At 66.0% G+C, this 13,541-nt stretch carries 10 protein-coding genes; 1 reads left to right on the forward strand and 9 read right to left on the reverse strand.

Translation table 11 applies throughout. The annotated features are described in order from the left end of the window. Nucleotides 1-225: 225 nt before the first annotated feature. The 7 genes from guaA to D9V34_RS03080 all read right to left on the reverse strand — a co-directional run bounded on the left by guaA (nucleotide 226) and on the right by D9V34_RS03080 (nucleotide 8,306). Nucleotides 226-1,806, reverse strand: coding sequence for a glutamine-hydrolyzing GMP synthase (guaA, locus tag D9V34_RS03050; RefSeq protein WP_121687463.1), 1,581 nt, complete (start codon nucleotides 1,804-1,806; stop codon nucleotides 226-228). Further along, a complete protein-coding gene (locus D9V34_RS03055) occupies nucleotides 1,802-2,257 on the reverse strand; it encodes a DUF3817 domain-containing protein (RefSeq protein WP_121687464.1) in 456 nt (151 codons plus the stop codon). Before D9V34_RS03055 ends, guaA begins: the two co-directional genes overlap by 5 nt. Before the next feature lie 24 nt (nucleotides 2,258-2,281). After that, the gene (locus D9V34_RS03060; protein ID WP_245991854.1) at nucleotides 2,282-3,199 is read right to left on the reverse strand and encodes an SURF1 family cytochrome oxidase biogenesis protein; all 918 of its coding nucleotides are present in this window, start codon (nucleotides 3,197-3,199) and stop codon (nucleotides 2,282-2,284) included. 132 nt (nucleotides 3,200-3,331) lie between these two features. Beyond that, nucleotides 3,332-4,417 (reverse strand): LacI family DNA-binding transcriptional regulator, encoded by a 1,086-nt coding sequence (locus D9V34_RS03065; RefSeq protein ID WP_121687465.1) that lies wholly within the window; start codon nucleotides 4,415-4,417, stop codon nucleotides 3,332-3,334. 106 nt (nucleotides 4,418-4,523) lie between these two features. After that, nucleotides 4,524-5,438: a sugar ABC transporter permease gene (locus D9V34_RS03070; protein ID WP_121687466.1), complete on the reverse strand. Its 915-nt coding sequence runs from the start codon at nucleotides 5,436-5,438 to the stop codon at nucleotides 4,524-4,526. After that, nucleotides 5,438-7,042, reverse strand: coding sequence for an ABC transporter permease subunit (locus D9V34_RS03075; RefSeq protein ID WP_121687467.1), 1,605 nt, complete (start codon nucleotides 7,040-7,042; stop codon nucleotides 5,438-5,440). Before D9V34_RS03075 ends, D9V34_RS03070 begins: the two co-directional genes overlap by 1 nt. A gap of 34 nt (nucleotides 7,043-7,076) precedes the next feature. Then, nucleotides 7,077-8,306, reverse strand: a complete 1,230-nt coding sequence (locus D9V34_RS03080) for a sugar ABC transporter substrate-binding protein (RefSeq protein WP_121687468.1) — start codon at nucleotides 8,304-8,306, stop codon at nucleotides 7,077-7,079. A gap of 192 nt (nucleotides 8,307-8,498) precedes the next feature. Between D9V34_RS03080 and D9V34_RS03085 the strand changes: the two genes are divergently transcribed. After that, the gene (locus tag D9V34_RS03085) at nucleotides 8,499-10,181 is read left to right on the forward strand and encodes a glycoside hydrolase family 13 protein (protein ID WP_121687469.1); all 1,683 of its coding nucleotides are present in this window, start codon (nucleotides 8,499-8,501) and stop codon (nucleotides 10,179-10,181) included. Between the two features lie 69 nt (nucleotides 10,182-10,250). Here the strand turns inward: D9V34_RS03085 and D9V34_RS03090 are convergent, their stop codons facing one another. Further along, nucleotides 10,251-12,017 (reverse strand): glycerol-3-phosphate dehydrogenase/oxidase, encoded by a 1,767-nt coding sequence (locus tag D9V34_RS03090; RefSeq protein ID WP_081863940.1) that lies wholly within the window; start codon nucleotides 12,015-12,017, stop codon nucleotides 10,251-10,253. A gap of 272 nt (nucleotides 12,018-12,289) precedes the next feature. Continuing rightward, the gene (locus D9V34_RS03095; protein ID WP_121687470.1) at nucleotides 12,290-13,408 is read right to left on the reverse strand and encodes a GuaB3 family IMP dehydrogenase-related protein; all 1,119 of its coding nucleotides are present in this window, start codon (nucleotides 13,406-13,408) and stop codon (nucleotides 12,290-12,292) included. Nucleotides 13,409-13,541 lie beyond the last annotated feature (133 nt).

A 13,541-nucleotide genomic window follows, 5' to 3' on the forward strand; every position in this document is an offset into this window, starting at 1 on the left:
CATCCACGCGGACGCGTACTCGATCCTCCTCGGCCGGGGTGACCCGGCGGTGACCGCGGGGTTACCGGCAGGCAAACACGAACCTGCACCGATGATCCGGGCAGCCTCGGGCTCGCACGCGTGGGCGTGTACCCGCACCTCCTGGCACACCCTGTCTGGCGGCCTCGTCCGGGCAACAAAAATCCGCCGGCCCCGAAACGGGACCGGCGGATTTTTAGGCGAGGATTACTCCCACTCGATGGTCCCCGGCGGCTTGCTGGTGACGTCGAGAACAACGCGGTTAACACCCTCAACCTCGTTGGTGATGCGGTTGGAGATCTTGGCCAGAACGTCGTAGGGCAGGCGGGTCCAGTCGGCCGTCATGGCGTCCTCGGAGCTCACCGGACGCAGCACGATCGGGTGACCGTAGGTACGGCCGTCGCCCTGCACGCCCACGGAGCGAACGTCGGCGAGCAGCACAACCGGGCACTGCCAGATGTCCTGGTCGAGGCCGGCCTCGGTCAGCTCGGCACGCACGATGGCGTCGGCCTTGCGCAGCAGGTCCAGACGCTCGCGGGTCACCTCACCCACGATGCGGATTCCCAGGCCGGGGCCGGGGAACGGCTGACGGCCCACGATAACCTCGGGCAGACCCAGCTCGCGACCGATGGCCCGCACCTCGTCCTTGAACAGGGCGCGCAGCGGCTCGACCAGCTCGAAGGTCAGGTCCTCGGGCAGTCCACCCACGTTGTGGTGGCTCTTGATGTTGGCGGTACCGGTACCGCCACCGGACTCCACGACGTCCGGGTACAGGGTGCCCTGCACCAGGAAGCGGATGGGGTCGCCATCCTGCTCGCGGGACTCGGCGATCAGGTCGGCCTGAGCCTTCTCGAAGGTGCGGATGAACTCGCGACCGATGATCTTGCGCTTGGTCTCGGGGTCGGTCACGCCGGCGAGGGCGGTCTCGAACTGCTCGACGGCGTCGATGGTGACCAGGCGCACACCGGTGGCCTTCACGTAGTCTTCCTCAACCTGACGACGCTCGTCCTGGCGCAGCAGACCGTGGTCCACAAACACGCAGACCAGCTGGTCGCCGACGGCCTTGTGCACGATCGCGGCGGCAACGGCCGAGTCGACACCACCGGAGAGGCCACAGATGACCTTGCCGGTACCCACCTGAGCCTGGATCTTGGCAACCTGCTCGGCAATCACGTTGCCGGAGTTCCAGTCACCGGGGATCCCGGCGGCCTTGTGCAGGAAGTTGACCAGGAGGTCCTGACCGTACTCGGAGTGCTTCACCTCGGGGTGCCACTGCACACCGTAGAGCTTGCGCTCATCGTTGGCGAACGCGGCAACCGGGGTGCCCTCGGTCGAGGCCAGAACCTCGAAGCCCTCGGGGGCACGGGACACCGAGTCACCGTGGCTCATCCAGACGGTCTGGGCGGCGGGCTGGTCACCCAGCAGCACACCCTCGTCCTCGATCGCGACGGCGGTCGAACCGTACTCGCGCGAACCGGTCTTGGCTACCTCGCCGCCGAGGGCGGTGGCCATGACCTGGAAGCCGTAGCAAATGCCGAAGGTCGGCACACCCAGCTCGAAGATCGCCGGGTCAAACCCGGGCGCACCCTCTTCGTACACGCTGGACGGACCACCGGACAGGACGAGGCCGGCCGGGTTCTTGGCGGCCACCTCTGCGGCGGTGATCGAGTGCGGGACCAGCTCGGAGTAGACTCCGGCCTCCCGAACACGACGGGCGATCAGCTGCGCATACTGCGCACCAAAATCTACAACGAGAACCGGACGGTTCTCCAGGGACTGCTCGCTAATGGGAAGGCTCCACTTCTGCTTGGTGAGCGTTGGGGGTATTCGCGCCGATGCGCGAGGAAATCTGTGTGCGGGCCTTGCGGACGATCCGAACCTCCAGGAAGAAGGACAGGAACGGAATCACGCCACCGAGGGCCATCAGCAGCAGCCAGCCGATGTTCCAGCGCATGAGCGACCAGATGCGGAAGATCGACAGCAGGTAGACCACGTAGAACCAGCCGTGCACGATCAGCAGACCCAGCGAAATGTTGATCGCCAGCACGGTCCCGGCGGGCACGAAGGCCAGGAAGCCGAAGGCACCACCCATCTCGATTTCGAGACCGTAGTACACCTTGAGCAGCACCTCGCCGCACAGGAGCAGGAGCAGGACACCCGTGATCACCGAGGTGATCTGGTAGAAACGGAGGGCTCCGGGAATCTTGGGAAGATCGCGTTCGCGCGGCTGGAGAGGCATGACTCTAGTCTACGTCACCGCCAACTACTCAAAAGGCGACGGGTCGCCGCGCTTTTCGGCCGCCTCATCCACTTCCTTCTCCCAGGCGTCGCGGGTCAGGCGGTACCAGAGGAACACGGCGAATCCGGCGAAGACCGCCCACTCGATCGCGTAGAAGATGTTGAGCCAGTTGAGCTCGAATTCGATCTCGGGTTTGGGGGCGTCGATCTTGGTCAGCCCATCCGGCGTATCGAAGGAGAGGAAGTAGGGCAGGTAGACGTCTCCGGCGGGGCCGGCCCACACGTTGATCAGCGAGGCCACCGACATCTCCGTGAGCAGGAACGCGTCAGGGGTCTTGGCGTCGGGAACCAGCGGCCCCTGCGAGGGAACCAGGCGACCGGTCAGATCGAGCTGGCTGGAGGGGGCGGCATTGAGCCGCTTGGCGACGGTGTTGGCCTCGTCCTGAGACTTGGCCCAGCCCAGCGCCACCGCGAGGGAGGCGGGCTTCTCGCCGGCAACGACCAGGTGACCGGTGACCCAGTACCCCTTGGTGTCACCGTTGAGACGACCGCCCAGAACCACAAAGTCACCGGGAACAAACGCCCCCGTAACCGACACCTGCTGACCCACGAGCACGTCGTGGATCGGCTCGGACGGGCCGATGACCTGGGTCAGCGGCACCATGTGTTCGGTGGGCCCTGCCTGGCTGGGGTCCACCGCCACCGCGCGGGCAAGCTGCCACTGTCCCAGCGCGGCAAAGGCTGCGGCGATGGCCAGAGCCAGAATCAGCACGCCGATCCAGCGCGGACGGCGCATGACCTGGCCGAGCTTGGGATCCCCCGGAGCCAGAATCACATCGCGCAGCTTCTTGCGCTTCGTGGGTGCCTCGTCCTCCGTCATCACCACCGTGGATGTGGGTGCCGAAGCGGCACTCTCGGTGGGGTCCTGAAGCGGGGAAGTCATCGGGGCTGCGGTCTTTCTTCCGGATTGCGCGGATGGGACACGCACGCTGTGCTTCGAGGGCCCGGAGGCATCGAAACGGCGCACTCCCTCAATTCTCGGTTACCCAGCCGGAAACGGGAAATCGGATCGAGATCAGGGGCGCGGGCGTGCGGTGGACTCGCGCACGATCAGCTCGACCGGGAGCTCGCGGGCCAGCGCGGGCCCGGCAGTTGGCGAAGTCGCTGCGGGGGCCACGCCATTTTCGAGCCGAGCACTCGCGGTATCGGGAGCGGGGTCCTCGACCAGACCGGCCAGGCGGTCGATCAGCAGCTGCGCCACGTGGCGCCCCTGCTCGGCCGGGTACTGGGCGACCGTGGTTAGCCCAAAGAACTCCCCGTCGGGAATACCGTCGAGGCCGGTCACCGAGAGATCGGAGGGGATGTTCAGTCCCAGCTCGCGGGCGGCGAGTATCGCGCCAATCGCCATCACATCCGATGCCGCGACGATTGCCGTGGGCCGGTTACGAGGTGCACCGAGCAGCTGCTTGGCCGCGTCGTTTCCGCCGCGCAGGGTGAAGTCGGCACCGCGTTCGATCTTGGGATCGATTTCGATACCCGCCTCGGTCAGCGCGTCCCGATAGCCGAGCTGACGCATCGTGGGCAGGTGGAAGTCGAGGTCGAAGTCCGCCGAACCACCGATGTATCCGATGCGCTCATGCCCCAGACTGATCAGGTGTTCGGTGGCCAAACGCACGGCCGCACGGTCGTCGATGCCCAGTGCGGGTACCCCCGGCAGCGGACCACCGAGGCCCACCACGGGCTTGCGCAGCGAGTGCAGGCGTCCGGCCTCCTCGGGGGTGAGTTCCAGACCGATGGCCAGCACCGCGTCGACCCGCTGACGCAGCAGGAGATCGTCAAACACCCGGGCGCGGGCATCCGCTCCGCCGGAGAGGTTGTACAGGGTCAGGTCGTAGCCGTGCTCCTGAAGCGCCGACTGCGCCCCCTCAACCACGGCCGCGAAGAACCAGTGGCTGAGGAAGGGCACCACGACCCCGACGTTCCGGGTGCGTCCGGAGGCGAGGGCCGAGGCCCCGGCCGAAACCACGTAACCGAGCTCGCGCGCGGCCTCGTGGACCCGAGCGCGGGTGCCCTCGGCCACATACCCACGTCCGCTCAGGGCACGTGAGACGGTGGCGGTGGACACCCGAGCACGCTCGGCGACCTCGTCAATACCAACCATCCCGGTCCTTTCTAGGCGCGGCGGGGTGTTCAAATGAAGTTGTTCCAGTGTAGCGATCCCCTGTTGGCGCGCGCCGAAAGGCCGCGGGATGGTGTGGTGGTGTGTCCTACTTCACCGCGCCGGCGGTCAGTCCGCCGACGATGTACTTCTGCAGGAAGAGGAACAGCGCCATCACCGGGAGGGCCGCGAGCACGGCACCGGCGGCGAACACGCTCCAGTTCGAGGAGAACTCCTGCGAGACAAACTGGTACAGGCCCACGGCGAGGGTCTGCTTCTCCGGGCTCACCAGCACAACGCTGGCGATCACGAAGTCGTTGGTCGTGGCGATGAAGGCCAGCAGACCCACAACCGCGAGGATCGGGGCGACGAGGCGCAGGATGATGGTGAAGAAGATGCGGGCGTGGCTCGCACCATCCAGCTTGGCCGCCTCATCGATCGCCGCCGGAACGGTGTTGAAGAACCCGTACATCAGGTAGGTGTTCACACCCAGCGCGCCGCCGAGGTACACCATGATCAGGGCGACCTGGTTGTCGAGGCCGAGCGCCGGGAAGATGTCTCCGATCCCGGTGAGCAGCAGGAAGATCGCCACCACGGCGAGCAGCTGCGGGAAGATCTGCACCACCAGCAGGGTCAGCAGGCCCACGCGGCGGCCGGCAAAACGCATCCGGCTGAAGCAGTAGGCGGCCAAAGCTCCCAGGAACACGGTACCGGCGGCGGTGATCAGGCCGATAAACAGCGTGTTTCCAAACCAGGCGGCGTAGGGCTGCTGGGGCGAGTTGAACAGCTTGGTATAGCTGTCGAATCCAATGGTCGAGAACAGACCGTTGGAGCTCAGCAGGGTACCGCCGGGGTTGAGCGACGCGGAGAGCACATACAGCAGCGGGAAGACCGAGAACACGATCATGATCCAGCCGACCAGGTGACGCCAGCCGGTGGCCAGGAACCAGCGCCGCGCCTTGAAACCGCGGCGGTCCCGGGCTCGGGTGGAGGGAGTGGACGGGGTGAGGGTGGGTGCGCTCATTAGTTCAGCTCCTCCAGGGCCTTGGTTTGACGGAAGCTCACGATCGCGATGATCGCGACCACGATAAAGATCAGGATCGAGAAGGCGCTGGCCAGACCGTAGTCACGGTCGGCTCCGACAAACGCGACCTTGTAGACCATCGAGATCAGGATGTCGGTGCCACCCACGTTGATCGACGCGGACGCATCACGCGGGCCTCCCCCGGTGAGCATGTACACCAGGTTGAAGTTGTTGAAGTTGAAGGCAAACGAGGAGATCAGCAGCGGGGCCACCGACACCAGCAGCAGCGGAAGCTTGATCTTCTTGAAGATCTGGAACGGGTTGGCACCGTCCATCTTGGCGGCTTCCTGCACGTCGTCGGGGATGGATTGCAGCGCTCCCATACACACCAGGAACATGTAGGGGAAGCCCAGCCAGAGGTTCACAAACAGGATGCTGATCTTACCCAGGAGCGCATCCGTGAGCCACGGAATATGCGCCCCGCCAAAGAGTTCCAGGTTGATAAATCCGAAGTCGCGGTTCAGCAGTCCCGCCCACACCAGCGCGCCCAGGAACGAGGGGAACGCGTAGGGCAGGATGATCAGCACACGGTAGAACGCGCGCCCCTTCATCCGCATGTCGTTGAAGACGATGGCGAGGAACAGGCCGAGTGCGAACGTGGTGAGCACCGAGAGCAGCGCGAAGACGAAGGTCCAGATGGTCACGCCGATCAGCGGACCCCGGATGCCGTCATCGGTGATGGCCTTGACGTAGTTGTCAAAGCCCACGCCGATCGACCAGCCGGGCTTGAGCTGCTTGCCCGCCGGATCGGCGAAGGCACCCACCCCGGTGTCCGAGTAGACGGTACCGGTCTTGGTGTCGGTCATCGTGTCGGCGTGCGCGTCATAGCGCAGGCTGGAGAGGTAGAGGAAGGCGCTGGAGCCATCCGGGGTGCGCAGGGCACCGTCGTTGGGATCGCTGGACACCGGAACCTGCAGGTCCACGATGGCCTTTTGGTTGTCCACGATGTCGGTAAAGTTCAGGGCCTCCTTGCCGGGCAGGCCGGTGGCCTTGTCGCCGGTCATGGTGGCGTTGGTTACCCGCTCGAGCGGGTGCTCGGCGGTACCGTACGACACCTCACCCTTCGGGTCGGTGACCAGGAAGCCGAAGTCTCCCCCGTCGCGCACCACGGTCAGCGCGTAGGTGGCCGAGTCCGGCACCCGCTCCTGCGCCGACTGCATTAGCGCGGTGACCGCGTCCTCCTTGGTCGAGTTGTGGCCCGAACCGTAGTTGGTGAACGAGATGTAACCGGTGTAGCCGATCACAAATACCTGGAACACCAGGAGGAAGATCAGGCCGGGGGTGAGGTACTTCATCGCCAGCGTGCGCTTGGAGAAGTAGATGTAGTTGATGGCGATCAGCGCCGCTGCCACGATCGCAAACACGATCCAGTTGTGCTGGGTGGCCAGCATGAACAGCGCAAAGATGCCGAGGGCATCCACCAGGCCGAGAAGGACGATCTTTACCAGAATCGCCCCGAGCGATCCCCCGGCCATGTTGGCCAGCCGCGCGGCACCGCGCGAGCGGCGCGCTCGGGTCTGGGGTGAGGGGGTACGTGAACTCATTGTTTTCCTGTTTCTCGGCCCGGTGGATCCCGGACTAACCCTTGATTGCGGCGGCGATATCCGCGGTCATCTTGGTCCACAGCGTGGACGGGTCGCCCTCGCCGGAGATGATGGCGGCCTCGGTCACACCCCAGAACTGCCAGACCTTGCCCATGGCGGGTACCGAGGGCATCGGGACACCGTTGCGGCCCACGTCACCAAACGCCTTGACGATCGGGTTCGAGGAGGCGGCGTCGAAGGAGGCCTTGAGTGCCGGGGCACGTCCACCCTTTTCAAACAGCGCGGTCTGGACCTTCTGTGTGGCCAGGTAGTTGGTGAGGAACTCGTTGGCCGCCAGCGGGTTGGCGGTCTTGGAGGAGATGAAGAAGCCCTGCACACCCACGAACGGCTGCGCGGGAGCGCCACCGGCGGAGGGGATCGGGTCCACTGCCAGCTTGATGCCGGCCTTCTCGGCGTCGGGAACGTTCCACGGTCCGGTGATCATGAACGGCGACTGCCCGGAGTTGAACTTCTCCTTGGCGATATCGGCGGTGATCGAAATGTTGAGGTTTCCGGCCTTGCCCTGCTCGGCCAGCCAGTTGGCGTACTTGGTTCCACCCTCGTTGCCGATGGTCAGGTCGTCGGCGTTGTAGGAGCCGTCGGCGTTGCGGCCGAAGACCGGGTTGTCGAACGAGCTCTGGAACGGGTACAGGTGGTACGGGTCGGCCTGCGGGCCGAGCTGCACGAGGAACGGGTTGGCGCTTCCGGCGGCCTTACCCATCGCAACCATCTCGTCGTAAGTGGTCGGCGCGGTGGGGGCCAGGGCGGTGTTACGCAGCAGCGCGATGTTCTCGATCGAGTAGGGAACCGCGTAGGTCTTGCCCTGGTAGGTGATCGCGTCGGTGGCGATCTTCTCGAAGCCGGCGGCCTTGTCGCCGAGCTCCACGGGCTGGATGACGCCGTTCTGAACGAAGTTACCGATCCAGTCGTGGGCACCGATGGTGATGTCGGGGCCCTTGCCGCTGGGAACCTGGGCGATGAACTGGTCGAGGATCGAACCGAAGTCCTTCTGCACGAGCTTCACGTGCACACCCGAGCTCTTCTCGAATTCGGCGGCGGCCTCCTTGAGGACCGGGGCACGGTCGGCGTCCACCCACACGGTCAGCGTGTTCTTGGACGAACCGGCGTCGGAGGATTCGGTGGATGCCGAGCAGCCGCTCAGCCCGAGGGCCAGGGCGGTCAGGGCGGCCCCGGTAAGGAGGACGCGCTTCTTAGTCACCTTCATTGGTGTACCTTTCGTTCGTTGCGTGGAGCTACCGCGCTTCACCGCAAATAGTGCAAGCGTTTACATGTATATCCCAGATCGTGTCGCCACGCAAAGCCCATGATTCCTGGCGATATGTAAAGTACGCGACACGCCTTTCGCTGGTTTCAGCAAGCGTTTCCATATTTTGTCGAAGTGCCCTAGAGTAACGGCATGACTCAGCCCACCGCCTTCTCTGCCGCAGGCGACACCACCGCTCCCGAGTGGTGGCGCAGCGCCGTTATTTACCAGATCTACCCGCGCTCCTTCGCCGATGCGAACGGCGACGGCGTCGGCGACCTCGCCGGAATCGCCTCCCGGATGGACGCCCTGGAGAACCTCGGCGTCGACGCCGTCTGGCTCTCCCCGTTCATGCGCAGCCCGCAGAAGGACGCCGGCTATGACGTGACCGACTACATGTCCGTGGACCCGCTGTTTGGCACCATCGACGACTTCGATGCGATGCTTGCCAGCGCCCACCAGCGCGGCATCAAGGTCATCGTGGACCTCGTTCCCAACCACTCCTCGGATACCCACGAGTGGTTCATCGAGGCCCTGGCTGCGGCCCCCGGCTCCCCCGAGCGCGGCCGCTACCTCTTCCGCGACGGCAAGGGTGAAAACGGCGAACTGCCCCCGAACAACTGGGAATCCGTGTTCGGCGGCCCCGCCTGGACCCGCACCACCAACCCCGACGGCACCCCCGGCGAGTGGTTCCTGCACCTGTTTGACTCGACCCAGCCCGACTTCGACTGGACCAACCCCGAGGTGCGCGAGATGTTCCGCGGCGTGCTGCGGTTCTGGCTGGACCGCGGCGTCGACGGCTTCCGCGTGGACGTTGCCCACGGCATGATCAAGGCCGAGGGTCTGCCCGACTACACCCCGAACCCCGGCGGTGGATCGATGGGTGGCGACGACTTCGAGGTTCCCTACTGGGGACAGGAGGGCGTGCACGAAATCTACCGCGACTGGCACAAGGTGCTCGCCGAGTACGAGGGCGACCGCGTGCTGGCCGCCGAGGCGTGGATCAACCCGCTGAGCAAGATGGCCAAGTGGGTGCGCCCGGACGAAATGCACCAGGCGTTCAACTTCCCCTACCTGGAGACCGCCTGGGATGCCCAGGCCCTGCGCCCCGTCATCGACGAGTCGCTGGAAGCCTTCGGCGCCGTGGGTGCCCCGGCCACCTGGGTACTCTCGAACCACGACGTGGTGCGTCACGCCTCGCGTCTGGCGCTGACCGCCGAGAACCCGCAGGGTCACGGCATCGGCCCCAAGAGCCCCGGCCAGCCGATGCGCGAGGTCGGTCTGCAGCGCGCCCGCGCCGCGAGCGCCTTCATGCTCGCGCTGCCCGGTGGCGCGTACATGTATCAGGGTGAGGAGCTCGGCCTGCCCGAGGTCATTAACCTGCCCGATGAGGCCCGTCAGGACCCCACCTGGTTCCGCACCAACGGTGAGCGTTACGGCCGTGACGGCTGCCGCGTCCCGCTGCCCTGGGAGCCCGGCACCACCGCCTACGGCTTCAACACCACCGGCGAGGCCTGGCTGCCCCAGCCCGACGACTGGGACGACTACTCCCGCGCCGCCCAGCAGGGTGTAGCGGGCTCGACCCTGACCATGTACACCACCGCCCTGGAACTGCGTAAGCGTCTGGATCTGGGTCTGGGCTCGGTCACCTGGGTCGAGGACCTGCCCGACACCGTGATCGGTTTCCGCAACGGTGACGTCATCGTGCTCGGCAACACCGCCACCACCGACTGGGAAATCCCGGCCGAGCTGGCGGAACTGCCCGTGCTGCTGGCCAGCACCACCATTGCCGGAAACATCCTGCCCGGTGACGCCACCATCTGGCTGCAGGCGTAACACCCACGCATAACACGGCGGCCCCGGATCGATGATCCGGGGCCGCCGCTGTTGTGATTCGGCTTGGGGCTATGCCTCGCCCACCTCGGGGGCTTCCAGGCGCACGCGGTCGGCCGAGACGTCGTCCGGCTGCTCCTGGGAGGCGCGCTCGGCCTTGACCCGCTCAAGGTACAGGTCGGTTTCCTTCTGCACACGGGCAGCGTCCCAGCCCAGGGCGTCGCCGAGGAGCTTGGCGGCCACCGGGGCGGCCGAAACCCCGCGGTCCCACGCCTCGATCGAGATGCGGGTGCGGCGGGCCAGGACGTCGTCGAGGTGCAGCGCGCCCTCGTGGGTGGCCGCGTAGACAACCTCGGCACCCAGATAGTCGTCGGCACCGGGCAGCGGCTCCCCGAGTTCGGGACGCTCACGGATCAGGTCGAGGACCTCATCGGCGAGTGTGCCGTAACGGTTCAGCAGGTGCTCGATCCGGGCCGGGTGCACGTCGAACGCACGGGCGATCTTGGCGCGCTTATTCCACGCGGCCTGATAGCCCTCGGCCCCCACCAGCGAGATGTTCTCGGTCGCGGACTTGGGGATCTTGCCATCTAGCGCATCCACCGCCGCATCCACCGCGTCCTTGGCCATGACCCGATAGGTGGTCCACTTTCCGCCGGCCACGACCACGAGCCCCGGGACCGAGTGAGTCACGATGTGCTCGCGCGAGAGCTTCGAGGTCTGATCGCTCTCGCCCGCCAGCAGCGGACGCAGGCCCGCGTAGACACCCTCGACATCGTCCCGGGTGAGCGGAACCGCGAGGATCTTATTGACGTGCTCCAGCAGGTAGTCGATATCCGCGGCGGTTGCGGCAGGATGCGCCTTGTCCAGGTCCCAGTCGGTGTCGGTGGTGCCGATCAGCCAGTGCCGGCCCCAGGGAATCACAAACAGCACACTCTTCTCGGTGCGCAGCAGCAGACCCATGTTGGACTGGAAGCGATCGCGCGGCACCACCAGGTGGATGCCCTTGGACGCGCGCACCTTGAACTGCCCGCGCTCGCCCACGAGCGCCTGGGTGTCATCGGTCCACACACCGGTGGCGTTCACGACCTGCTTGGCGCGCACCTCGAAGTGCTCGCCGGTCTCCAGGTCGTGTGCCTTCACGCCCACCACGCGCTGTCCCACCTTGAGGAAGCCCTCAACCCGCACGCGGCTCGCGGCGTGCGCGCCGTAGCTCGCGGCGGTCCGTACCAGGGAGGCCACATAGCGGGCGTCGTCCACCTGGGCGTCGTAGTAGGTAAGGCCGCCGACAAACGCGTTATTGCGCAGCGACGGGATCGCCCGCTGCACCTGTCGTTTGCTCAGGTGCCGGTGGTGCGGCACCCCCGGCGGACGGCCGCCGGTGTAGGAGAAGATGTCGTACAGCATCATGCCGGCACCGATGTAGAAGCGCTCAAACACCGGCCGGTTCAGGGGGTAGAGGAAGCGCACGGGCTTCACCAGGTGCGGGGCCAGACGCTGCAGCAGCAGGCCACGCTCGATCAGGGCTTCGCGCACCAGACGGAAGTCGAGCTGTTCCAGATAGCGGATGCCACCGTGCACCAGCTTGGAGGAGCGGCTGGAGGTTCCACTGGCCCAGTCGCGAGCCTCGAGGATTCCGGTGCTCAGGCCACGGGTGACTGCGTCCAGTGCCGATCCGGCACCCACGATTCCGCCACCCACCACCAGAACGTCGAGCTCACGCTCCTTGAGTGCCTCGATCGCGGCCGAGCGCTGTTCCGGGCCGAGCCCCACACGCCGCGGCTCCTCCGCACGGGACCCCTGTCCCGCCGTCGACTTCGTGGACTTTTTTTCCGCTGCCATGTGCCCTCCCTCGGTGGTGGGAACCGGCAAGCCGATTCCGGCCAAGCTGATTGCGGGCGACCGGAACGGTCACACCGCCACCACCGAGCCTAGCCAGTCGCGCAGGCAGAAACCAGGGGTCCACTCGAAATTCTGGGCAATTACCGAGCGTGCAGAACGATACCGCCCGGCGTGCACCGCGTATGGCCCGATCCCCCGCGGAAAACCACAAATGCGCCGCCCCGAAGTGGGGACGACGCATTCGTGAGCGGTGCCGTAACACCGCGGAAGTGTTACATCGAGCGGCGGGTGACCAGCGGTGCGCGCTGGAACTCCTTGAGGTCCGAGTATCCGGTGGTTGCCATCGCTCGACGCAGGGCGCCGGTGAGGTTCGCGGTGCCCTCGGAGCTGGATGCCGGGCCGTGGAAGATCTCCTCGAAGGTTCCCACGGTGCCCACCTCGACGCGGCGGCCACGCGGGACCTGCGGGTGGTAGGCCTCGGCACCCCAGTGGTAGCCGTGTCCGGGAGCGTCGGTCGCGCGGGCCAGGGTGGTACCCAGCATCACGGCGTCGGCACCGCAGGCGATGGCCTTGACGATGTCACCCGAGGAACCCAGGCCACCATCGGCGATGACCTGCACGTAGCGTCCACCGGACTCCACCATGTAGTCACGGCGAGCGCCGGCCACATCGGCGACGGCGGTAGCCATCGGCGCGTGGATACCCAAAGTTGCACGAGTGTTCGAGGCCGCACCGCCACCGAAGCCCACCAGCACACCGGCAGCACCGGTACGCATCAGGTGCAGGGCGGTGGTGTAGGTGGCGGCGCCACCCACGATGACCGGCACGTCGAGCTCGTAGATGAACTTCTTCAGGTTCAGCGGCTCGGACTCCTTGGACACGTGCTCGGCGGACACGGTGGTGCCACGGATCACGAAGATGTCGACACCCGCGGCAACCACGGTGTCGGAAAGCTCCTGGGTACGCTGCGGCGAGAGCGCGGCGGCAACGGGAACACCGGCGGCGCGGATCTCGGCGATGCGCGCGGTCACCAGCTCGGGGATGATCGGGGCGGAGTAGATCTCCTGCATGCGCTTGGTGGCACGCTCGGCGGGCAGCTCGGCGATTTCGGCCAGCAGTACCTCGGGGTTCTCGTAGCGGGTCCAGAGGCCCTCGAGGTCGAGAACACCCAGGCCACCGAGCTTGCCGATGGTGATGGCCGAGGTCGGCGAGACGACCGAGTCCATGGGGGCGGCAATGAAGGGGGTGTCGAAGGTGAAGGCGTCGATCTCCCAGCTCACCGAGACGTCGCGGTGATCGCGGGTACGCCGGTCCGGGACGATGGCAACATCGTCGAATCCAAATACGCCACGGGCGCGCTTACCGACACCGATCTCAATTTCATTACTCACCCGTATAGCCTACCGTGCCCGCGACACAGCGCCCATCGGGTCGTGATAATCGGGGCAAAATCCCGTGCTCGGACGCGCGTGCCATACGGGTATCACTCCACAAAATTCTCCGCAAAACCCCTAGCCAAACGGG

The organism is Mycetocola lacteus, assembly GCF_003667575.1.
GTDB lineage: Bacteria > Actinomycetota > Actinomycetes > Actinomycetales > Microbacteriaceae > Mycetocola > Mycetocola lacteus.